Below are 20930 nucleotides of genomic sequence, written 5' to 3' on the forward strand. Positions count from 1 at the left end.
GACCGTGTCACGCTCGGGTTCACCGACCGCGGCATCGAAAGCCTCAAGGAACTCAGCCTCGATCAGAAGCGGTGAGCGTCGCCAAAACCCCGGCCCGCACCAACCGCGGCCTTGGCCGGATGGGTACGTAGCAGAGGCGCATTCGACTCAGAATTCAGGGCGATCCGAACGGCGCCGAAGGCCTGATCCTGGTCGAGCCCGAGAGTGCCGTCCCGGCAGAGCTCAAGCCCGGCGAGCAAGGTGCTGGCCAGCGCGCTGCGCCGCCACAGGGCCGCTCCCTCGCCCGCCGGTGCTGGCGGCAGCAGCTCGTCGAGCGAGGCGCCCGCGGGCAGGCCCGGCAGCAGGGCGCGGATGCGGGCCAGCGCCTCTGGCGCGCGCCAGAGGAGCGGCGGCCGCGGCCGGTACGCTCGCTCGCGCCACGGCACCTCGAGCAGCTTGAGGCAGGCCCGCAGCAGCTCGGTCACGTCCGCCGCCGGCTCGGCAATCGTGTCCGGCTCCGCTGCCCCGCGCGCGAAGACCTCGCGGCCGAGCTGATCGCGCCGCTCCAGCCAATCGGCCAAGCGTCGTGCCGCTTCCCGATCGGCCAGCCGCCGGCGCAGGTCGGCTGCCTCCCGCTCGGCTTCGGCACTCTCCGCCGTGCCAGCCGGCAGTAGCAGGCGCGAGCGCAGCACCAGCAGCCAGGCTGCCATGATGGTCCACTCGGCCAACCGCGACAGCGGCACCCGCCGGCACGCGATGGCGGTGTCCAGCGCCGCGACGAACTGCGCCGCCAGTTCCGGGACCGAGATCCGCACCAAGTCGACCCGTTGTGCCCGGGCCAGCTCCAGCAGCAGGTCGAGCGGGCCCTCCCAGGCACCGAGCCGCAGCGCCGGCGCCCCGGCATTGCCGATCATGGCCGGTACTTCGTTGACGAACGCCTTGGCCGTGTCCGGCTCAAGGGTCATCGTAGAGCGGCCGGACGTCGATCGAGAGGCCAGGCCAGCGGGCACGCAGGGCCAGGATGGCCGGCCAGGGTGTCCAGTCCGCCGACCAGAAGCCCAGCCAGACCAGCCCGGGGTCGGGCGGCCGCGGCTTGCCCCGGCCCGGCACCTGCAGTTCCACCACGCCGCGAAGCGCCTGGGTGGTGCCCCAGTGCGCCCATAGCCAAGCCAGCGTCTCCGGCTGCTCTGGCCCGAGCTTCAGCAGGCGGTCGGGGACCGGTAGCAGCCGGTGCAGGTCGAGCGGGCAGGCCCGGCTCGTCGCCGCCCGCTCCGCCACCCGGCGCTGGCGTGCCTCGGCGGCGTCGCGCAGCTGGCCGGCGAGGATGCGGCAGCCCTCCAGGCTGAGGCTACGCCGCTGCGGTGCCGGTGGTGCGGCCAGCCGGTGGAACCAGTCCTCCGTCGTCGGGCCAAGGTCGTACGCCCAAGGGATGACGCCGGCGCCGGCCGCTGCCGCGCGGAAGGCCGCGACATCAGCGTGGCCGCCGGTGACCCGGAGGTGGTGGTAGAGCCAGTCGGTGTGCGGCAGCGCCAGCACCGCGGCATCCGCGGCGGAGCCAGGCCCCTCCCCTGCCCTGGCCACCGCTTGGCTCACAGCCCGACCAGTCCGGCCGGGCTCTCGCCGACGAGCTTGGCGCGGCGGACATAGCCGCGCATGGTGCGGATGTCCTTGTGGCGGCTGTGTTCCATGATGGCCTCGTCGCGCGCGCCCGCCTTGTAGGCCTCGGTGATGAAGCCCGCCCGCAGCCCGTGCAGCGACAGCCGCTCGAGCCCGGCGGGCTTGATCCCGGCCAGCGCCAGCCGCCGGGCCAGGATCCTGGGCAGGGCATAGGGGTGCAGCGCCGTGGTCTCCACGGTGCCCCAGCGGTCGATCTTGCGGAACACCGGGCCGTAGCGGCAGTCGCTCGCCTGCAGCCAGGCCTCCATGGCCCGCACCGGGCAGGTCTCCGGCTTTCGGCCGCGCGGGAGGCCGAGCTCGGCCCCCCTGCCCTGCTGATCGGATTTGGCGCGCGGGATCAGCAGGCGCAGTCCCTCGGGCGTGACGGTCAGGTGCTCGCGCTCGACCGCGACCAGCTCGCTCCGCCGCAGCGCCGCCGCGAAGCCGAGCAGCAGAAGCGCCCGGTCGCGGGTGCCGGTGAGCCCGTCGCTGCAGGTGGCGACCAGGCGGCGGATCTCGGCGGTGCCGATCGCCGCGGCGCGACGCTGGGGTGTGCCGTGCTGGCGGGCGATGCCGGCGAGGGTGTCGCGCAGTGCCGGGTGCGACCCCGACCAGGGGTGGCCGGCCATGCGGTGGGCGCGGCCGATGGCGGCAAGCCGGCGGCGCAGGGTGGCGCCGGCGTGGGTGGTGGCCAGGGCGGCAAGGTAGCCGGCCACGGTGACCGGTGCCGCCGGCAGGGATGCCATGCCCTTCGCGCCGCACCACGCCGAGAAATCGGCCCAGTCGGCGGCGTAAGCAGCCAGCGTCGCCGGCGCGAGGGCCTGGCGGGCATAGCCGGCGGCGCGGGCGACCTCGGCGTCGGGCAGGCGTGCGAGCTCGGGCATCGGGAGATCTCAACGACTTGCCGGCATTGGGGCATGAATTGCGGCAGCAGGTCAACAGGCTCCAGAAGGGCTCTTATGGAGCCTCAGCGAATAACGTCGGCTATCCTTCTGGAGCCAGGGGAAGCGGGACTTATCAGAGGGGAGGCAGGGCGCCTGAGATAGCGCTGGCAAGCGGGAAGCGCGGACAGAGCGTGAGAGGCAGTACGGGGTGAGCCGCCATCAGGGGGAAGCGCGGTGCCGAAGAGCAGTCGATCAGCCCTTGCAGCTTTTCAGCGGTGTTTGCCGTGCCCAGACTCGCCATCGGTGACGCTGTCATCCGGTGGAGGACAGATGGTCACCTGACCGCCCCGGGCGTGGAACTCGCTCACCATGCGTGCGGCCTCGGCCTCGCTGGGCCTGCCGCCTGTTGCTTCGATGCGAGCCCTTTGGGCGGCGATGGTCTGCGATAGCCGAATGCGTTCACGGAGCCGTTCGGCGCGGTCCGGCCCGCTCTGGGCCTTGCTGTTGTCATCGGTTTTGATGGCTTGGTCACTCATGTTGTCGTGCATTGACCACACCTAGCAGGAGCATGGTCGCACTGCGAAGCAGATGTCTGAGATCTGATCTCTATGAGACCTCACGCATCCGACCCGGCCCTGGTGCATCAGCCTGCGCCGGTTCCCTGCATAAGATTGGCTCCGGTCGAGACCGGTGCCCACAGGTCGGCACCCTGGGCCGCAAAGACGGCGTCCGCGACAAAGGCGCGCACATCGCGCAGCACGGACCGCAACAGGCTTGCCTCGGCGAGGCACAAACCAGCGTCGGTTCCGTCGTCCGGTGCAAGGCGGGCAACCAAGATCTCCACCTTGGTCACCAGCCCGGCGAGCGACTGTGACGGAGCGGCGGCCAGATTGACCACCGTCGCAAGCTCGTCGATGTCTCCCGTGTCGTCCTCCGGCCACGCGTCGGCATCGAGAGAGGCTGCGAGTGCCTCAGCCTGAGTTTGCAGCGCATCGTACTGATGCGCTGCAGCCGAGGCGCGCTCGGCAGGAAAGAGCAGGATGTTAGCCATGATCGGCATCCAACGCTGAGGAGTGTGCTTCAGTGTGTGCGGAGAGGCTCACGCTCGGCGCCGACGTCGGACGGTGCGGTAGCATTCAACCGGTAGGCACCGCGGTCGGTCATCAGCAGCCGTGGGCTCGACGGATCCGCCTCCATCTTCTGCCGCAGGCGGTAGATGTGGGTCTCCAGCGTGTGGGTGGTCACCCCGCTGTTGAAGCCCCAGACATCAGTCAGCAGCGTCGCGCGGTCCACGGCAGCGCCGTTTGTCCGGAGCAGATACTTGAGGATTCGGATTTCCTTGTCGGTCAGCCGGATCTTGCGGTTCTTGCCGGAGTCCAGCAGCAGCTTGGCGCTCGGGCGGAACTGGTAGGGTCCAATGGTGAAGACCGCGGCTTCCGAGTTGTCAAAGGTGCGGAGCTGGGCGCGGACCCGGGCCAGTAGTTCCGGCAGGCGGAAGGGCTTGGCGACATAGTCATTGGCACCAGCATCGAGACCACGAACCACGTCAGCTTCGGCATCGGCGCCGGTCAGCATGATGACCGGCGTGGTGTTGCCGTCGCGCCGAAGCTTGGCGCAGAAGTCGCGGCCATCGCCGTCCGGCAGGCCGACATCGAGCAGGATAGCGTCGTAGCGGACATCCGCCTCGGCCAGCTTGGCAGCAGCGTCAGCCGCGCTCTCGGCGGCTACAGCGATGAAGCTGCCGTCCATGCCGATCTGCTCGGCGAGGGTGGCGCGCAGCGCAGCGTCGTCTTCAATGATGAGGATGGGACGGGGGGTCACGACGGGGGGATCCTTGACCGGTGCGGCGGGGCATCGCTGCGCATTGGTGTCTCAAAACTGATCCAACGCTCAACTTAGACGTTCAAATACGGGAGTGAGATGATCCCCGGCAACGCCGAAATCAGCGCCTACCAGCACGATACTGTGTTGCAACGAACGCGTGTTGATAGAGAGGCACTACACGCAAAGGTTGATTCACGCCTGAATAACCCACCATACGTCGCTGGGGACCAAGCGGCGCGGCGACCAGGGCAATTCGGCGGCTCAGTGCTGGCCAACTGCTATCTTGGCAGGCCCGGGATCCCTTCCCTGCCCGCTTGGCGGTGCCGTTGCCGTTGCCGCCCAGAAGGGCGCGCCAGACCTGATCCTGCTTCGTGGCGCGATGGGGCGGAGCAATCGGCGGCACTGCATGGCCCGGCGCTGCAGCGCGGGTGTTCACGCCGCAGCGGTGAGGTGTTCCGTACCCGCCGCCGCCATGACGTGGCGCAACTCTGCCAGGAACGCCTCCCCCGCTTGGGTCGGCTGCACAAGCACGCTGCGGCGATCCATCGAATCCACCTTGCGCCGGACGAGACTCAGTTCACCGAGCCTGTCCAAAGCGCGGGTGATGGCGGGCTTGGAGACGTTGAGCCCCGCCGCCAAGCCGCGCACCGTATGCGGGCCAGCGGTCAGATAGACAGTCAGAAAGACGCCAAGCTGGCGGCTGGTGAGATCCACATCGTCGCGCCTGACCAAGGCCAACATCGTCTTGCGCAGCACCTGCGTCAGTGCGCCGTCGCTCATCGCAGCTGTCATGGTCTGTTCTCCTCAGCATCAAGAAGAGAATGCCGAGGTTTTCGTTCCGACCGCGATGTTCGGCTCCGTCACAGGTGCGCGGGCGTGGTCTTGGGACCATCGCGTCCGAGGTCATGGACTTGAAACACAAGAAGCCGACGTGAGTCTAACCACTTGGCGGCTTCCGACCGCAATTGTGGCAGCCTTCTCCTAACACGCGGGAAGGGAGCAGAACGCGTGTTAGAGGTTCAGCTAGGTAGAGCGCTGATCAAGGTTAAGACGCGAAGCGGTGCCGGCGGATCAGCGAACGGATCCGGCCGGGGCAAGCGCTTCGCCGTGGCCCGCGCAAGCGCAACAGCGCCGCCGGCCCCTCTCACCAAGCCCGCGCTACCCCCGCAGTAGGCTGGTGTCCGGCGGCACCACCTGCAGCCCGAGCCGGTCAGCCACGGCCCGCAGCGCGGCAACGTCGCCGGCCCGCCACTGCCGGCGGGTCAGCAGCCCCACGGCCTCGGCGGCGGGCAGGCCGGTGGCCGCGCCGATCGCTGCCGGCGTGGTGACGGCCTGGTCCTCCAGATGGGAGTTGATCGTATAGCGCAGGCGGATAGCAATCAGCCGCTCGGCCTGTCGGATGGGATCGCGCATGCCCCCTGCCCTACTGCCTCGTCAGGGGAACGGCCAGCGCCTCTCTGGCCCGACCTGGATGGCCAGCAGTGCGACCTGTCGTGGGTCAGCGCGGCTCGATGCATGAACCTCTTGCTCGACCATCCTGCAGGCCGATAGGCTCCTCTCCGGTCCCACATAGCGCGAGGGAGGGTTGGGTGTCCGATTACAACCAGCATCACCCGCGCGGGCCTGTTGCCGCCCTGCGATCGCCGTCGCAGGGCAGACTTCTCCGGAGCTGAGCCGCTTCCGAGCCGGGCTGCCCGAATTGCATTTGCCTGCCCCTTGCATGGCCGGCACTGGATCGGGCTTTGTCATGACACTCATCAGCTTGCGCGACGTCGGCGTGGTCACGCCGCGGACGCTGTTCCAGAACCTCACTCTCAGCATCGGGCCCGGTGACCGGATCGGCCTTATTGCCGGCAATGGTGGTGGAAAGACGACCCTGCTCCGGTGCATCGCGGGCTTGGCAAAGCCCGACATGGGCAGCGTTGCCCTGTCTCACGGCTCGCTGGTCGCCTATGTCGAGCAGAACGTGCCGGACGCGCTGCTCAACCTGACTATGCGGGAAGCGGTACGGCGTGCCCTGCCGCCGGCCGAGCGAGAGCACGAGGCGTGGCGCGTCGGCGTGGTGCTCGACGAGTTCGAGACGCCGGAGGACCTCCGCGAACGGCCTGTGGCGGCATTGAGTGGAGGCTGGCAGCGGTTGGTGCTGCTGGCCCGAGCTTGGGTCACGCAGCCCGATGCGCTCCTCCTCGACGAGCCAACCAACCACTTGGATGGCGAGAAGATCAACTGGCTCGAAGAATGGATCTCCGGCGGCGCCGCGCAGACACCCATGCTGGTCGCCAGCCACGATCGTGCCTTCCTGGACGCCTGCACGACGCGCACGCTGTTCCTGCGGCCGGGGGTGAGCCGTCACTACGCTCACCCCTACTCGCGGGCCCGGCACCTGCTCGGTGAGGACGACGCCGCGCAGGACCGTAAGCATGCCAAGGACGCCAAGGAGGTTGAGCGCCTGCGCCGCAATGCCGGCGAACTGCGCAACGTCGGCGTGAACAGCGGCAGCGACCTGCTACAGAAGAAGTCCATGCAGCTGCGCGACCGCGCCAAACGCCTCGAGCAAACCCTGCGCCCAGCCCACCTGGAAAGGCCGGGCGAGATAAGCCTCGCCAGCCGCGGCACCCACGCCAGGGTGCTGATCTCCTTGCGCGACGCGGTGGTCCAGGCGCCGGACGGGCGCGCCCTGTTCCGCATCGCCAAGCTCGACCTGCACCAGGGCGACAGGATGGTGCTGCTAGGACGCAATGGCGTCGGCAAGTCACAGCTCATCGCCATGCTGCGCCGCGCCGTGGCAGACCAGTCGCCCGGGGTGAAGGTCGGCCCAGGCGTCGTTCTCGGCCATGCCGCACAGAGCATGGCGCACCTGCCGGACGACGGGACACCGCATCGCATCATCGCGGCGCATCGAGATGTCAGCGACGGGCGCGCCACCAGCCTTCTCGCCGGCGCGGGCCTTGGCGTGGACATGCATCACAAGCCGATCGGGAGGCTGTCGCCTGGCCAGAAGGCCCGGTTGGGGCTGCTAGCGCTGCGGCTGGCGGAGCCGAACCTGTATCTTCTGGATGAACCCACGAACCACGTGGACATCCCCGGCCAGGAGCGGCTCGAAGCGGAACTGCTGGCGCAGGAGGCCACCTGTGTCCTGGTTTCGCACGACCGCAGCTTCGTCCGGACCGTCGGGACGCGCTTCCTGGTCGTCGAGCCGGGGACAACGCGTGAACTGTCCGATCCTGCGGTAACAGCTGTCCTTTGAGCAGCCTGCAGGACCACCACATACATTGCTTAGGCAAAACAGGAACAGGCGCGGGACGCGCAAAAAACCGCGTGTTAGGCGCCGCCCCAGGTGATCGCCCTTTGCCTCGCTGTAAATATCTTAGGTTGATAATCTCGTGGCATTTTTCTTTCGCGGGGCGGGCTAGGTCTCCCCTAGCGGCAGTGGCCATGCTGCCTCCCCCGCCTCCCTTCCCGCCTTGTCGGGCTGCTCAGCCCGCAGCGGGAGACGTGGCCGGTCGCTCTCCCGCACCCCAGGCGGGCGCGTGTCAGGCTGCACCACGATGGACACCCGCTTTGCCACACCGGCTGCGCCAAAGGCGCCGCTCGAGTTGCCGCGCCGGTGCCTGCCTTGCCCCATGATCTCGGTTATTAAGATCTTGTTTCAGGTAAGGCCACGTTGACCTAGGCTGCCGGGCCATCTACGGCCACACGGTGCTTTCGTTATTTTGGGTCGTCCTGATCAGCCACGAAGTCGACGCGGCAACCGAGGTTGCGGAAGACGGCCTGACCGCAGCCTGACCCCATCAGGTTTGCCAAATTGCGCCGCTCCAGGTGATCGGTCCTCGCTTTGCTTTGTATATCTTTGGTTGATATACCAGCGTCATTCTTCTGCTGTGGGGCGGATCAAGAAACCCAAATGATGCCTCGCCTTTTCCCTTGTCGAAGCAGAGCTGGATAGCATCAATGTTCAAGCACCTTGTAGCCGCAGTGGAGATGAAGCACACGCAGCCGCTCTATTTCGCCGGTTACAAAGATGACGGTTTACTATGTGAGACCATTTGGACAAACGACTATTGGCAGGCCAAGTGGTTCGATGCAGACGACGCCGAAACCGAGGCCATGCTCCTCGCCATCTTCTGCCCGAGTTACCGAGTTGAGGCGTGGCAGATAAGCGATGCCAGCATGTGGAAGCAATAATAGACCCGTTTCAGCGCTGTGGGCCGCCGCTTCGCACTGGATGATACTGAGGGTTGTGGAACGGCTGGCCGTTTAGGATCCGCTTACGAAGCCGGAGTAACTCCAAGCCATAGCCACGGTCCGGCGCAGCCCGTAATCTCTGTCTGTGTTAATAGCAGCATACTACTTTGCCCCGAGGTTCTGGCGCCGCTGCAACTGCCGCCTGGACACACCCGCCTCGTCTGGAGCCGCATGTCCGAAGCCGATCGCGTCTTTTCCCGCATGACCACGCCAGGATCGCTCCCCTCCCCCGAGGATAAGCAGTTCCTGCACATCACCTCGCGGCGGCGTGGCGCAGTCGCAGGCCAGAGCCGCGTGGTCGAGGTCGTCTACCGCCGAACAAGCCGCATGCCAGCCCCGGCGGAGGCGGCGCACGCCGCGCCCTGGCCGGAGGAGGTCCAGGGCCGCTCTGCTCCGACCCCACCACCTGCTGAAGACCCCGCCGTGACCCCGGTTCCTGTCCAGCCGATCGGCCATCTCATGCCCGGCTGGGAGCTGCTGAGAACGCGCGCTAGACGCAGGCGGTGGAAAGCCAAGGCCGCTGCCAGAGGCTAGCCTCACCGGGTTTAGGGATGCCGGTATTGGTCGTCCGCCCGGTGCGCTGCAATCCTGATCCCAGCCATGTACAAGCCACGGCATGGCACAGTTCAACCCATGACGTCAGCACGGAAGAAGCATCACGCCGCGGAACGCCTCCATCGAGCGACGCGAACCGTGTCGGCGCTGCTTTCCTTTTGGCTTCCGGCGCTCAGGGACGTCAGAGACACGGCCGCCGCAGATCGTGTGACAGAGGTCGCCCACTTCGGCTCCAATCCCGGGGGGCTACGCATGCTGGTCTATGCGCCGGCCCGGCTGCCCCCGGACGCGCCGTTGATCGTCGTGCTGCATGGCTGCCAGCAGGATGCCGCCGGCTTCGCCACCAATGCGGGCTGGTTGGCACTCGCCCGGCGCCTCCGCTGCGCTTTGGTCCTGCCGGAGCAGACGGCCGAGAACAACCGCGGCCGCTGCTTCAACTGGCATCGCCCCGCCGATGCCCGCCGCGGCGGCGGCGAGGCAAAGTCGATCCGGCAGATGGTGAGTGTTGCGGCCAAGCGCTACCGCTCCGACCGGCGACGCGTATTCGTCGTCGGCCTCTCCGCCGGCGGAGCGATGGCCGTGGCCCTGCTGGCGGCTTATCCCGCCGTGTTCGCCGCCGGGGCAGCAGTCGCCGGTATGCCGGTTGGCACGGCGAGCACCTCCGCCATGGCGCTGCTGCGCATGTACCGCGCCGATCCATATCGTAGCCGTGGCGCCTTGGCGGCCGCGGTTCAGGCGGCCCTCCCCGCCCGATCGACGCGATCGTGGCCGCGCCTGTCGATCTGGCAGGGTGGACGAGACCGTATGGTGAACCCGGCCAACGCCGAGGCACTCGCCGCCCAGTGGACGGCGCTGCACGGCTTCGATGCCTCGCCCACCAGCGAAACCGCGCCAGTGCCCGGCATCCTGCGGCGTGCCTGGGGCAAGCCGACCCGCCCGGCGGTCGAGCTCTGGACCCTGGCGGCCATAGGCCACGGTTTCCCGATCGATCCGCGTCGCGCGGACGGCGAATGCGAGGGGCCTTGGGTGGTCAGCGCCGGTCTGTCGGCCGCTCACCACATCGCGGCGTTCTGGGGCATCGACCGGCTGTAGCGAAGGCCGCGTCCGACGATCCACGCCTTTGCGTCTGTCCCGGTTCGGCCTTGAGCGCCTTGTTATGGCCAATCCGAGGCGACGCTTCGTCCTATCGGCCGACAGGCACCGCTTCCGCACCATCCCGCCACCATACGTTCGAGGCCATGGCAACGACGCGCAGACCCGGATGCTGGCCGGCGCCGGGATCGGTGCGGTCGGCGGCGCGCTGCTTGGCGGCATCACCACCCATGCCCCGGCTGGTTATCCCCACGGCCACCAACGTTAAGCGCCGGCATGTCGGTGCGCCGAAATGCCGGTTTACCGGCGTATCGACTTCCGGACACGTCGGAAGATCGGCTGGCCGAGAAGCGGTTTTGTCGGTTAGTCGGGTTATCGAAATGCCGACAAGCCGATTAACCGGCATATCGGCCAATTAGTGTACCGGCATGCCGACATGCCGGTTGCTTGGTTGTTCCGGTAGACTGACATATAGGCTGACCGGCATGCTGGCGGCATGGCAACACCGATCATAGCTTTGGCAAGTACCAAGGGGGGCGTGGGAAAAACTACCCTCGCCTTCTGTCTGGCAACCACCCTGGCACGCCGGCTCTCTAATGTGTCGGATGATCGGAATACCGGAATATCGGTTGACCGGGATACCGATATGCCGGTGTTCTGCCTCGACGCCGACCCCAATCAGACGCTGTTCCAGACGATTCGCCGTGGCAAGCCGCAGGGGGTGGGAGCGGACGTGGCGACCAGCGACACGCTACTGGAGGCAGTCACCGAGGCCTCGCAGCGGTCGCAGATGGTGCTGATCGACTTGGAGGGGTCGAGCAACCAGGCGATGCTCTACGCTTGCGGCAAGGCGAACCTGGTGCTGATTCCGGCCCAGCCGTCGATGTTCGATGTCGTGGAGGCGATGAAAACGGCAGCGGTGGTGGCGCGGGCGGCGGATTTGACTGGTCGGCCGATCGACTGCCGGGTGGTACTGACCCGGACGCCGGTGCTGCGCCAGCGGGTGACGGAGCACAGTCGGAGGCAGTTCGAGCAGCGCGGTCTGGCGATGCTGTCGACCGAATTGGTCGAGCGGGCGGCGTTCAGGATGATGACCTACACCGGGAAAAGCCCGCTGGAGGACGACCCGGAGGGCGGTGCCGCCGGCAATGTCGAGGCTATGGCGGCCGAAGTCGCGGCGCTAGTGGGGCTAAAACTGTGAGCCGGGCTCCGCTGCCGCTGCCAGATCTGGATTTGAACGACGACGAACTGCGCCGGCGGCTGGATCCGTTGAGTGCGACGCTGCCGGTCGGGCAGGCGAGGGGGGTGGCGGCGCCCGCGCCGGCACCGGCGGCGATGCGCGCGGCACCGCCCGCAAAGCCGCCGCGGCGGGGTATCGAGTTCCTGTTGCCGGATGCGGTGGTAACCGAGATCAAGACCCGGGCGGCGCGGCGCGGGGTGACGGCAACCATCCTGCTGCTCGAGTTGCTGCGGGAGGCCGGCTATCCGGTGGTCGAGGCCGACTTCACCGATCTGCGGAAGCAGCCGCGCCGGTGAGCAGGCAGACCGGAATACCGATATGCCGACATATCGGTATTCCGGTCTGCCGGTCATTTCAACAAATCGCAGCGGGCTTTATGCGTCATGCAATAACAGACCAAAGTATTGGTTGTTCGTGTCGTGGACATCGAGGGCTTCGGCGATAAAATCCTGTGAGCAGACCACCGTATTCCCTTACTGCGACTGCTCGGTCAGGAAAACTTAGAGGCGCGCGGCGGCACGGTTGTTGTCGACCAAGCCGGTGAGCGTCCGCAGAACCTGGGCAACGTCGAACATGTTGCACTCCAGTGCGGGCATGCCCTTGGGCGCGGACATTCGTGTTCCTCCGCGGGCGCCTATGCCCAGGCGGGGCGTATACGTGTCAATAATTTAGATATCTGAATCAGTTTCATCTGCCCTTGCCTCGGCCGATTCGGCGGAAGGTGGGGGGATAACTCGCGCCCGGCTTATCCACCGGCGACCCGTTCATCCCGGGGGGAGAACTCGCCATAATGGGGGGTAAACTCGCAGGAATCGGCTTTATCCCGGGGGGAGAACTCGCAGACTCTACTAATTACTTTCAACTAGCCTTCGAGTAGGGAGCGCGAGTTATCCCCCCATTGACGCCGGCCGCCGGCGCCGCCGATGGTCTGGCACGATCAGGTGAGGGTGCGATAGTGGACGAGGCGGACAGCGGCGCACGACGGCTGGTCCTAGCGCATGGTCGCGAGCGCGCCCGGTCGATGCTGGAGCCGGAGAAACGCCCGCTAGCCGACATCGCGGCCGAGGTCATGGCCGACGAGGACGGCCGGATCGGTATCTCATACAGCGGCTTCTGCCTCACCGGCTTGCCGCACAAGAAACTGGCCGACGACGAAATCTGGGAGCGCCGCGGCCACCGGGTGTCGCTTCTGGTGGAGCCTGGCCGGACAGTAAAGGACGGCAAGCGGAGCTACCTCGGCGTTCCCTACGGGGCACGGGCCCGAATGATCCTGCTCTACCTGCAGACCCAGGCGGTCAGGACAGGCTCGCGCGAGGTCGAGCTCGGTCGATCGATGCGCGACTGGCTGGGGCGGATGGGGCTGACCTGGGGCGGCGAGACGGGCAAGGCGCTGCGCGAGCAGGCGGTGCGGATCACTGCGTGCCATCTGCGGTTCAGCTGGGAGGGCGAGAGCGCCGACGGTTGGACCAAAGGCGGCTTCGTGCAGAGCGGACTACGCTTTCACGAACGACCGCGCGAGGACGAGCGGCAGACTTCGCTGTGGGAGGACCGAGTTGTCCTCGATCCAGTGTTCTACGAGGCATTGCGGCGGCATCCAGTGCCGCTACGCGAGACGGCACTGCGCGAGCTGGCTGACCGCAGCGTGTCGCTCGACCTCTACATCTGGCTGGCCTACCGGCTGCACACACTGATCGCGCCGACACCGATTCGCTGGGCGGCGCTGGGGGAGCAATTCGGTGGCGGCTACTCCAGGCAGCGCGATTTCGTCCGCGACTTCAGGAAAGCCCTGGCGCCGGCGGTGGCGGCTTATGAGGGTGCGATGGTGACGATGGGGGAGGAGGGTCTGACGCTTTACCCGTCGCGCCCGCCGGTAGCGCCGCGCCTGGTGGCGATCGGCGGACTGCGCGAGTGACCCCTCCATTGCTGTTGCAGTCCCTGGTGCTGACCAACAGCCGGGGGAGGGAGGTCATTGTGTTGATCAGGAAGAGCCCCCGCCCGAGCTGATCGTTCAGATGGGGATGGGCTAGGTAGGACTGCCAGACACTGAGGCGGACCGACTGGCGGCGAGCAGGACATCCTCCTGGTGATAGAAAGTCTACCCAGAGCCAATGAGGTGATAGAGGGCGGCAAAGCAGGAGCCTCTTGGGGCCACCTATAGGTTTGCCACGGCGTCTTCGAACGGCAGCGGCTCCAGATGGAGGCTATTTTTTCTGTCGAGTGAACCGTGCCGGGTTCGATAGAGGCCATTTGGGTTGAGTTTGCCCTCACACTCGAATGCGCTCCACCTCGCCGAGGCTGATCTCGTCGCGCCGGCGATCGTAAAGTTGGGTGGTACGCGTGCTGGCATGGTTGGCCATCGCTGCAGCGTTTTCCAGCGTGCCACCATTCTTAAGGTAGGCGGTGATGCCGGTGGCGCGGAAGGTGTGGTTGCTGATCTTCATCCCAATCCCAGCCACCGCAGCACGACGTTGAATCATGGCGTAGGCATTGGCCTGGGGCAGGGGAGTGTGCGTCAGCTTCCCCGTTCCGCGGCCGATCGTCCGGAAGAGCGGCCCCTTCGCGTCCTCGCCAATACCAGTGCCGTCCAGGTAGGCATGCAGGTAGTCGTCGAGCGTGTGATGGCAGGGCATCTCGTGCCGCTTACCGCCCTTCTCGCGCAGCCGCACCCAGAGCCGCTGATTCTGCGTGTAGACGTCAGCAACGGTCATGCCGAGTGCAGCGCCGACCCGGGCGAAGCTGAAAACCATGAGCGCGATCAGCGCCCGATCGCGCAGGCCGGCCTGGGTCGAGACGTCGATGCTGTCGAGCAGCTGGCGCGCCTCGGCGGCGTCGAGCACCGGCGTCTTGCCCTTAATGAAGTGGTGCCGCGGCCCACGGACCGAGCCCGCCGGATTGATCGGGATCACCTGACCGGTGACCAGCCAGTCGAATAAGTGGCGCAGCGCCGCTAAACGCTGCTTCGCTGTCGGCGCTGCATGCTCGCGCGCCTGCAAATCAATCCAGGCAGCGACGTGCAGCGGCTGCACCGCGGTGAGGGAGGGTATGCCGGCCTCGTCCTCGCACCAGGCGATGAATGCGCCGACGGCTTGGCTGTAGGCGCGGCGCGTGTGCGGGTTGCGGATGGTGGCCGCGAAGAACTCCAGGAAACGTACCCCCGCGCGCTCGTCACTGTCGGCCACAAGTGCAGGAAGGCTAAGGGAGCTAGCGTCGGGCAGGATCAGGTCATGCGCCACCGGTGACCTCCGCAAGGTACTCCGCCGGCCGCAACACCCGCACGCCGCGCCAGGGGTGCAGCACGAGCAGGTCGGCATCGCCGCTGACGATCACCGCGGCGCCGGCGGCGAGGGCGAGCTCAAGCACCTTGTCGTCCTTCGCATCGCGGCAATCGGTCACGCGCTCGGCGGGCACGAAGAACACGCCGAAGGCGTCGAGCAGCGCGAGCACCTCGTCGCGCAGGTCGGGATCGAGGAAGCGCGCCAGCCGCGGCCGCGCGAGCACGTCGAGCAGCTCCGCCAGCATGGCTTCCGACACGGCGACCTGGTCGGCCGCGAAAGCATGTCGCACCGCCCGATCGGGAACGCTGCCGCGGCCGATGACCGCGCCGACGAGGGTAGAGGTATCAAAGACGATCACGCGCCAGGCGGCCGGTCCCGGCGCTCGGCGTTGTAGGCGGCAAGTTCCGCCTCGAGGATCGCGTCAGTGAGACCGCGGTGACGGGCCTCGTCCGAGAGGGCGTCCATCGCCGCGAAGAGCCGGTCCACGCCGCCGGCGGGCCGGAGCGTGCGCCGGACCAGGCGTTCGAGCCGGGCGCGCGTCGCCGGGTCGGCGAGGGCGGCGGCGGCGTCGGGCTCGACCTCGATGGTCACGGGGACGGTGTCGGGCATGCGGTGCCTCCTGGCGTCGGAGCCTATCCGGGCCGGGTGCGCCGGGGCAAGCCGCAGCGTATGATAAAGGACATTATCAGATATTCGTTTTTGCAATGATTCTTGTGGTGACCACCGCCATCTGGACGACTGGTCTTTGGGTGTGGACCTCGGCTGATTCCGGCGGGACCGTCATGGTGACGCTCAACGCGCTGCGGCGTTGGTCTGGCCACCGGGCCGATGGGCGTCGTGTCATGCCTACCAGCCGACGCTTGACGACGGCGGCTGCCCTGGCCATCTCGGCGGTATCGCAATGCTGAACCGACTTCTCCGGCTCCGCTCCTGCCGCCTCCTTGCTTTTCTGGCCACCTTGCTGCTGGCCGGTGTGCTGCCGCATGGGCATGTCGACGCGGCGGAAATCCCCGTCTCCGTGACGATGGCCGCCGTCGCGGATGCCGGTGATGCGCCTGATCACGGGCCGGCCGGGCAGGCGCATTGCGGGACATGCCATGCGGCGCGCGCCATGGTGCCTCATCCGGCAGGGACTGCCGAGGCCAGTGGGTTGTCCGGCGCGGCGCTGGTGTCCACCGTGACTGCGGCGCCCAAGGGACAGCACAGCCAGGTGCCGGCCCGACCGCCGAGAGCCGGGACGCCCGTCTAGTCGGGCCTGTCCGAGGACGGGCGCGGCGAACCGCGTCCCCGCCCTCTGCTGCAAGGCCCGCTATGCCCTCCCTGCGATTCCTGCGCGCGTCCATCTGCGCGACCCTCCTGGCCATCACGGCGCCAATCTCGGCGCATGAGGGCCATGACGACGACCCCACCACCACCGCGCCTGCCCGCCCAAGGATTGCGGTCCATTCCGACCTTTACGAAGTGGTTGCCGTACGCGAGGCGCCGGATCGCCTCCGGCTCTGGCTCGACCGGTTCGAGGGCAACGTCCCGGTAACCGCGGCCCGGTTCGAGGTGGCGCTGGGCGAGCAGACCCTGGTCGCCCAGCCCGAAGCGGACGGCACTTATGGGCTCGCCTCGCCCCTGCTGGCGCGCACTGGGCAGCCTTTCGACCTGGTCTTTTCCGTAACCGGCGGACCGGACGGCGATGATCTGCTGAGCGGCACGCTGCCGGCTCTCCCGGTGCCCGATCCGCATGCCGGCCCCTTCGAGGATCCCTGGCACGCGGCCCTGGAATGGCTGGCGCACAGCCCTTGGCTGGTGGCCGGGAGCGGTCTTCTGCTCGGACTGGTGGCCGGCAACGCGGTGGCCGGACCGCGCCGTCGGCGGGGCCGCCTTGCCGTCGCCACGGCGCTGATGCTGATGATGATCCCGGCGGGCGGCAACGCCGGCCCTGGCCATGACCACGGCGAGGCGGAAACCGCTACCGGCACCGCCACGGTCGACGCCCCCTCCCGCCTGCCCGATGGTCGGGTCTTCCTGCCAAAGGTCAGCCAGCGCCTGCTGGAGGTGCGGACCGTCACGCTGCGCGAGGACGCCGCCTCCCGCACCGTCACAATGGTCGGCCGGATAGTCGCCGATCCGAACCGCGGCGGCGTCGCGCAGAGCATCGCCGGTGGGCGCATTATCCCGCCCGAGGGTGGGTTGCCGCGGCTCGGCCAAACGGTCCGGCGCGGGCAGGTGCTGGCGGTGATCGAACCCGCCATCCCGGTTGCCGACCAGACCACCATCGCCGAACGCTCTGGCGACATCGAGCAGCAGATCGCCACCGCCGAGGCCCGTCTGGCGCGCGCCCGCAACCTAGCGGCCAGCGGCGCCGGCACCCGCGTGCAGGTGATCGATACCGAGATCGAACTGGATGGGCTGCGCCGTCGCCGCCTGCTGCTGTCGCAGAATCGGGTGGCGCCGGAGGTGATCCGCGCGCCGGCCGATGGCGTCATTGCAAGCAGTCGCGCCGTCGCCGGCCAGGTGGTGGCGGCACAGGACGTGCTGTTCCAGGTCGTCGACCCGCGCGGGCTCTGGGTGGAGGCGCTGGTCTTCGGCGGCGATGCCGCGATGGACCTGCGCGGCGCCACCGCCGCGGTCCGCGGCAGCCAGCCGATGCGGCTGGAGTTGCAAGGTTTCGGCCGCGCCGTGCAGCAAGGTGCAACGCTGGCGCAGTTCCGGGTGGAGAACCCGGCCCCCGGCCTCTCCCTCGGCCAGCCCGTCACGGTCGTGGCGCAGGTCGCCGACCCCATCCGCGGCCTGATCCTTCCGCGCGCCGCCGTGGTGCGCGCGGCCAATGGCGAGCAGGTGGTCTGGCGCCATGTCGAGCCCGAGACCTTCGCCGCCGCCCCGGTGCGGGTAGAGACGCTGGATGCCGGCCGGGTGCTGGTCGCGGCCGGACTCGCCGCCGGCGAGCGCATCGTGGTCCAGGGCGCCGGCCTCGTGAACCAGGTGCGGTGATGGCGGGTCCGATTCACGCCTCCCGCGCCACGCGCCTCCACCGATCGGAGCCCTAAGCGATGTTCCGCTATCTTGTCGCGGCCAGCCTGCGCTCCCGCTTGCTGGTCCTGATCGCTGCCGTCGTGCTGGTCGGCTACGGCGGCTTCGTGCTGCCGCGCGTGCCGGTGGACGTCTTCCCAGACCTGAGCCGCCCCACCGTCACCCTGCTGACGGAGGCCGAGGGCCTGGCGCCGGAGGAGGTCGAACGCCTCGTCACCTTCCCGATCGAGACGGCGATGAACGGCATGCCCGGCGTCGCCCGCGTGCGCTCCGTCTCCGCCGTCTCGCTCTCCATCGTGTACGTCGAGTTCGAATGGTCGGCGGAGCTCTATCGCGCCTGCCAGTTGGTGGCCGAACGGCTCGGCGTGGTGCGGCAGTCGCTGCCCGCCAACGTGTCCCCAGTGATGGGGCCGGTCAGTTCTATCATGGGCGAGATCATGCTGGTCGCGGTCCGCGCCGAGGGCGTCACGCCGATGCAGGCGCGCGAGGCGGTGGACTTCGCGATCCGGCCGCGGCTGCTGGCTATTCCCGGCGTCGCCCAGGTCATCCCGATCGGCGGCGAGGTGCGGCAGTACCGGGTTTCGCCCGACCCTGCCGCCATGCTGGCCCTGGGGGTGAGCGCTGAGCAGCTAGAGGCGGCGGTCGCGCGCTTCGGCACCAATACCGGCGGCGGCTTCGTCGACCAGCGCGGCCGGGAATACCTGATCCGTAACCTCGGCCTCACGCAGCGGCTAGAGGATCTGGCGGACACGCCAGTCGCCCAGCGCCCCGGCTCGCCCACGCCCATCCTGCTGCGCCAAGTGGCGACGGTGGAATTTGCCGCCCGGCCACGGCGCGGCGATGCCGGCTACCAGGGCGGCCCGGCGGTGATCTTCAGCGTCCAGAAGCAGCCCGGGGCCGACACCATTAGCGTGACCCGGGCAGTGGAGGCGGCGCTGGCGGAGCTGCAGCCGGGCCTCCCCGCGGGCCTCGAGGCATCCCGCGTGCAATTCCGCCAGGCCGACTTCATCGCCACTGCCATCGCCAACGTGGAGACGGTGCTGCTGGAGGCCGCCGCCGTCGTCGCCGTCGTGCTGATCCTGTTCCTGCTGAATGTCCGGGCGACGGCGATCTCGCTGGTCGCCATCCCGGTCTCAGTGCTGGCGACGGTGGTGGTGTTCCACGCCTTCGGCCTGACCATCAACACCATGACCCTGGGCGGCCTGGCCATCGCCATCGGCGAGCTGGTCGACGACGCGGTGGTGGATGTGGAGAACATCCTGCGCCGGCTGCGGGAGAATGCCGCACTCGCCCTACCGCGCCCGGTGCTGGAGGTGGTGGCGGCGGCGAGCCAGGAGGTGCGCTCCGGTATCGTCTATGCCACCGCCGTGGTGGTGCTGGTGTTCCTGCCGCTGTTCGCCCTGCCAGGAATCGAAGGGCGGTTGTTCGCGCCGCTCGGCATTGCCTACATCCTGGCCATCCTGGCGAGCCTGGCCGTATCGGTCACGCTGACGCCGGTGCTCGCCTACTGGCTGCTGGGGAACCGGCCGGCGGCGCGTCGCCAGGACAGCTTGGTACTGCGCGCGGCCAAGCAGCTGAACCGGGCCGCGCTGTTGCGGGGGCTGACGCGGCCTCGGCTGGTATATGCCACGGTGATCCTGCTGTTCGGCGGCGCGGTCTGGGGCGCTACGCAACTGCCGCGCGCCTTCCTGCCGCCCTTCAACGAGGGCACCGTTCTGGTCGGCGTCGCCTTCCGTCCCGGCATCTCGCTGGCCGAGAGTGCGCGGCTCGGCGCCGTGGCGGAACGCCTGATGGCTGAGGTGCCGGAAGTGACCTCCGTCGGCCGGCGCACCGGCCGTGCCGAGCTGGACGAGCATGCCGAGGGCGTGCACGTGAACGAGATCGACGTCGCGCTCCGGGCCTCGCGGCGCAGCCGGGCGGAGGTGCTGGCCGATATCCGCGCCCGCCTCGCGCCGCTGCCGGCCAACATCAACATCGGCCAGCCGATCCAGCACCGGCTGGATTTCCTCCTCTCCGGAGTGCGCGGCGAGGTTGCGGTCAAACTGTTCGGGCGCGATCTCGACACGCTCGGCAGCCTGGCGGAGGGGCTACGGGCGCGCCTGGCAGGCATCCCCGGGCTGGTCGATCTACAGATCGAGCGCCAGGTGCGCATCCCGCAGTTGCGCGTGGTCCCGGATTACGCCGAGGCCTCGCTCTATGGCTTGACGCCCGCGGCGCTGACCGCGGCGCTGGAGGGGCTCTCCAACGGCCGCGTCGTCAGCCAGATCCTTGACGGGGTGCGGCGCTTCGACGTGGTGGTGCGCCTCGCCGACAGCGATCGCACGACCGAGGGCCTGGGCGAGCTGCTGGTGGCAACACCGCAGGGCCATGTGCCGCTGCGGCTGGTCGCCACGATCGAGGAGGTGGACGGCCCCAACCAGGTGCTGCGCGAGGGCGGTCAACGTCGCCTCGTCGTCTTGGGCAACGGCGATGGCGCGCGCGACATGGCGGCGATCGCGGCCGACCTGCGCACGATGATCGCCGGCTTCCCGCTGCCCACCGGCTATGCGGCGGTGCTGGAGGGCAACTTCCGGGCGCAGGAAGAATCGGCCCGAACCATCGGGCTGCTGTCGCTGGTCTCCCTCGCGCTGGTCTTCGTCGTGTTGCGGCAGCGTTACCGGTCGACGGCCCTGGCGCTGGTGGTGATGGGCAACATCCCGCTGGCGCTGATCGGCAGCGTGGCGGCGCTGTGGATCGCGGGGCTGCCGCTCTCGGTCGCGTCCATGGTCGGCTTCATCACCCTGGCCGGCATCTCCGCGCGCAACGGCATCCTCAAGGTCAGCCATTACCTGAATCTGGCGCTGCATGAAGGCGAGCGCTGGGGACGGCCGCTGCTCATCCGCGGCAGCGAGGAGCGGGTGGCACCGGTGCTGATGACTGCGCTCTCGGCCGGCCTTGCGCTGATCCCGCTGCTGTTCGGCGCCGGCGAGCCGGGGCGGGAAATCCTGCATCCGGTGGCGGTGACGATCTTCGGCGGGCTGGTCAGCGCGACCCTGCTGGATGCGGTGCTGACGCCGCTGCTGTTCCGCCACTTCGGGCGGCCGGCGCTCAAGGCCTTCCTGACGGCGCGGGATACGGCGCCGGCCTGGCGTCCCGTCGAAACCTTCTGAACCTCAAGGA

21 protein-coding genes are annotated in these 20930 nt (G+C 68.3%); 8 read left to right on the forward strand and 13 right to left on the reverse strand.

Annotated features, from left to right (window positions below; all coding sequences use genetic code 11):
- Nucleotides 1-62 precede the first annotated feature (62 nt).
- From ACFQS7_RS27515 to ACFQS7_RS27550, 8 genes are all read right to left on the reverse strand, one after another.
- Entirely contained in the window at nt 63-944 is an 882-nt protein-coding gene (locus ACFQS7_RS27515) for a segregation and condensation protein A (protein WP_380070356.1), read from the reverse strand.
- The gene (locus tag ACFQS7_RS27520; protein ID WP_380070357.1) at nt 934-1572 is read right to left on the reverse strand and encodes a hypothetical protein; all 639 of its coding nucleotides are present in this window, start codon (nt 1570-1572) and stop codon (nt 934-936) included. Before ACFQS7_RS27520 ends, ACFQS7_RS27515 begins: the two co-directional genes overlap by 11 nt.
- Complete coding sequence (locus ACFQS7_RS27525) at nt 1569-2519, reverse strand: site-specific integrase (RefSeq protein WP_380070358.1); 951 nt, start codon at nt 2517-2519, stop codon at nt 1569-1571. The genes ACFQS7_RS27520 and ACFQS7_RS27525 overlap by 4 nt, the downstream gene beginning before the upstream one ends.
- A 269-nt stretch (nt 2520-2788) precedes the next feature.
- Nucleotides 2789-3067 carry a hypothetical protein gene (locus ACFQS7_RS27530; RefSeq protein ID WP_380070359.1) on the reverse strand — a complete coding sequence of 93 codons (279 nt, stop codon included), beginning with the start codon at nt 3065-3067 and terminating at the stop codon, nt 2789-2791.
- Nucleotides 3068-3162: 95 nt separating this feature from the next.
- Complete coding sequence (locus ACFQS7_RS27535) at nt 3163-3570, reverse strand: hypothetical protein (RefSeq protein WP_380070360.1); 408 nt, start codon at nt 3568-3570, stop codon at nt 3163-3165.
- A gap of 29 nt (nt 3571-3599) precedes the next feature.
- Entirely contained in the window at nt 3600-4340 is a 741-nt protein-coding gene (locus ACFQS7_RS27540) for a response regulator transcription factor (protein ID WP_380070361.1), read from the reverse strand.
- 435 nt (nt 4341-4775) lie between these two features.
- Nucleotides 4776-5135: a MarR family transcriptional regulator gene (locus ACFQS7_RS27545; protein WP_380070362.1), complete on the reverse strand. Its 360-nt coding sequence runs from the start codon at nt 5133-5135 to the stop codon at nt 4776-4778.
- A 366-nt stretch (nt 5136-5501) separates the two neighbouring features.
- Nucleotides 5502-5756, reverse strand: a complete 255-nt coding sequence (locus ACFQS7_RS27550) for a hypothetical protein (RefSeq protein WP_380070363.1) — start codon at nt 5754-5756, stop codon at nt 5502-5504.
- A 334-nt stretch (nt 5757-6090) separates the two neighbouring features.
- Here ACFQS7_RS27550 and ACFQS7_RS27555 point away from each other — a divergent pair, with 334 nt between their 5' ends.
- The 3 genes from ACFQS7_RS27555 to ACFQS7_RS27565 all read left to right on the forward strand — a co-directional run bounded on the left by ACFQS7_RS27555 (nt 6091) and on the right by ACFQS7_RS27565 (nt 10235).
- Nucleotides 6091-7590 carry an ABC-F family ATP-binding cassette domain-containing protein gene (locus tag ACFQS7_RS27555; RefSeq protein ID WP_380070364.1) on the forward strand — a complete coding sequence of 500 codons (1500 nt, stop codon included), beginning with the start codon at nt 6091-6093 and terminating at the stop codon, nt 7588-7590.
- A 704-nt stretch (nt 7591-8294) separates the two neighbouring features.
- The gene (locus ACFQS7_RS27560; protein WP_380070365.1) at nt 8295-8528 is read left to right on the forward strand and encodes a hypothetical protein; all 234 of its coding nucleotides are present in this window, start codon (nt 8295-8297) and stop codon (nt 8526-8528) included.
- An 867-nt stretch (nt 8529-9395) separates the two neighbouring features.
- Nucleotides 9396-10235 (forward strand): alpha/beta hydrolase family esterase, encoded by an 840-nt coding sequence (locus tag ACFQS7_RS27565; protein ID WP_380070366.1) that lies wholly within the window; start codon nt 9396-9398, stop codon nt 10233-10235.
- A gap of 91 nt (nt 10236-10326) precedes the next feature.
- Here the strand turns inward: ACFQS7_RS27565 and ACFQS7_RS27570 are convergent, their stop codons facing one another.
- A complete protein-coding gene (locus ACFQS7_RS27570; RefSeq protein WP_380070367.1) occupies nt 10327-10650 on the reverse strand; it encodes a hypothetical protein in 324 nt (107 codons plus the stop codon).
- Nucleotides 10651-10731: 81 nt separating this feature from the next.
- Here ACFQS7_RS27570 and ACFQS7_RS27575 point away from each other — a divergent pair, with 81 nt between their 5' ends.
- The 3 genes from ACFQS7_RS27575 (at nt 10732) to ACFQS7_RS27585 (ending at nt 13387) form a co-directional block, all read left to right on the forward strand.
- Complete coding sequence (locus ACFQS7_RS27575; protein WP_380070368.1) at nt 10732-11436, forward strand: division plane positioning ATPase MipZ; 705 nt, start codon at nt 10732-10734, stop codon at nt 11434-11436.
- Between the two features lie 32 nt (nt 11437-11468).
- Nucleotides 11469-11771 carry a hypothetical protein gene (locus ACFQS7_RS27580; protein ID WP_380070369.1) on the forward strand — a complete coding sequence of 101 codons (303 nt, stop codon included), beginning with the start codon at nt 11469-11471 and terminating at the stop codon, nt 11769-11771.
- A gap of 659 nt (nt 11772-12430) precedes the next feature.
- On the forward strand, nt 12431-13387 hold the full coding sequence (locus ACFQS7_RS27585) for a replication protein RepA (protein WP_380070370.1): 957 nt from the start codon (nt 12431-12433) through the stop codon (nt 13385-13387).
- A 352-nt stretch (nt 13388-13739) separates the two neighbouring features.
- On the opposite strand, the gene ACFQS7_RS27590 is transcribed toward ACFQS7_RS27585, so the two are convergent.
- From ACFQS7_RS27590 to ACFQS7_RS27605, 4 genes are all read right to left on the reverse strand, one after another.
- Nucleotides 13740-14708, reverse strand: coding sequence for a tyrosine-type recombinase/integrase (locus ACFQS7_RS27590; protein WP_380070371.1), 969 nt, complete (start codon nt 14706-14708; stop codon nt 13740-13742).
- Entirely contained in the window at nt 14698-15108 is a 411-nt protein-coding gene (locus ACFQS7_RS27595) for a putative toxin-antitoxin system toxin component, PIN family (RefSeq protein ID WP_380070372.1), read from the reverse strand. Before ACFQS7_RS27595 ends, ACFQS7_RS27590 begins: the two co-directional genes overlap by 11 nt.
- On the reverse strand, nt 15105-15359 hold the full coding sequence (locus tag ACFQS7_RS27600) for a hypothetical protein (protein ID WP_380070373.1): 255 nt from the start codon (nt 15357-15359) through the stop codon (nt 15105-15107). Before ACFQS7_RS27600 ends, ACFQS7_RS27595 begins: the two co-directional genes overlap by 4 nt.
- Nucleotides 15360-15435: 76 nt before the next feature.
- Nucleotides 15436-15834, reverse strand: a complete 399-nt coding sequence (locus ACFQS7_RS27605) for a hypothetical protein (RefSeq protein ID WP_380070374.1) — start codon at nt 15832-15834, stop codon at nt 15436-15438.
- 227 nt (nt 15835-16061) lie between these two features.
- Here ACFQS7_RS27605 and ACFQS7_RS27610 point away from each other — a divergent pair, with 227 nt between their 5' ends.
- Both ACFQS7_RS27610 and ACFQS7_RS27615 read left to right on the forward strand, forming a co-directional pair.
- A complete protein-coding gene (locus ACFQS7_RS27610) occupies nt 16062-17732 on the forward strand; it encodes an efflux RND transporter periplasmic adaptor subunit (RefSeq protein ID WP_380070375.1) in 1671 nt (556 codons plus the stop codon).
- Nucleotides 17733-17791: 59 nt separating this feature from the next.
- Nucleotides 17792-20920 (forward strand): efflux RND transporter permease subunit, encoded by a 3129-nt coding sequence (locus ACFQS7_RS27615; protein WP_380070376.1) that lies wholly within the window; start codon nt 17792-17794, stop codon nt 20918-20920.
- Nucleotides 20921-20930 lie beyond the last annotated feature (10 nt).

Source organism: Dankookia sp. GCM10030260 (assembly GCF_042666655.1).
Lineage (GTDB): Bacteria > Pseudomonadota > Alphaproteobacteria > Acetobacterales > Acetobacteraceae > Paracraurococcus.

Excerpts from the sequence above, each read along its gene's own strand:
- ACFQS7_RS27515 (WP_380070356.1), bottom strand. The coding sequence starts at position 944 with ATGACCCTTGAGCCGGACACGGCCAAGGCGTTCGTCAACGAAGTACCG.
- ACFQS7_RS27525 (WP_380070358.1), bottom strand. The coding sequence starts at position 2,519 with ATGCCCGAGCTCGCACGCCTGCCCGACGCCGAGGTCGCCCGCGCCGCC.
- ACFQS7_RS27530 (WP_380070359.1), bottom strand. The coding sequence starts at position 3,067 with ATGCACGACAACATGAGTGACCAAGCCATCAAAACCGATGACAACAGC.
- ACFQS7_RS27535 (WP_380070360.1), bottom strand. The coding sequence starts at position 3,570 with ATGGCTAACATCCTGCTCTTTCCTGCCGAGCGCGCCTCGGCTGCAGCG.
- ACFQS7_RS27545 (WP_380070362.1), bottom strand. The coding sequence starts at position 5,135 with ATGACAGCTGCGATGAGCGACGGCGCACTGACGCAGGTGCTGCGCAAG.
- ACFQS7_RS27550 (WP_380070363.1), bottom strand. The coding sequence starts at position 5,756 with ATGCGCGATCCCATCCGACAGGCCGAGCGGCTGATTGCTATCCGCCTG.
- ACFQS7_RS27555 (WP_380070364.1), top strand. The coding sequence starts at position 6,091 with ATGACACTCATCAGCTTGCGCGACGTCGGCGTGGTCACGCCGCGGACG.
- ACFQS7_RS27560 (WP_380070365.1), top strand. The coding sequence starts at position 8,295 with ATGTTCAAGCACCTTGTAGCCGCAGTGGAGATGAAGCACACGCAGCCG.
- ACFQS7_RS27565 (WP_380070366.1), top strand. The coding sequence starts at position 9,396 with ATGCTGGTCTATGCGCCGGCCCGGCTGCCCCCGGACGCGCCGTTGATC.
- ACFQS7_RS27575 (WP_380070368.1), top strand. The coding sequence starts at position 10,732 with ATGGCAACACCGATCATAGCTTTGGCAAGTACCAAGGGGGGCGTGGGA.
- ACFQS7_RS27600 (WP_380070373.1), bottom strand. The coding sequence starts at position 15,359 with ATGCCCGACACCGTCCCCGTGACCATCGAGGTCGAGCCCGACGCCGCC.
- ACFQS7_RS27605 (WP_380070374.1), bottom strand. The coding sequence starts at position 15,834 with ATGCGCCTGCCCGGCCGGCCCGTGATCAGGCGCATCACCGGCATCCGC.
- ACFQS7_RS27610 (WP_380070375.1), top strand. The coding sequence starts at position 16,062 with ATGCCCTCCCTGCGATTCCTGCGCGCGTCCATCTGCGCGACCCTCCTG.
- ACFQS7_RS27615 (WP_380070376.1), top strand. The coding sequence starts at position 17,792 with ATGTTCCGCTATCTTGTCGCGGCCAGCCTGCGCTCCCGCTTGCTGGTC.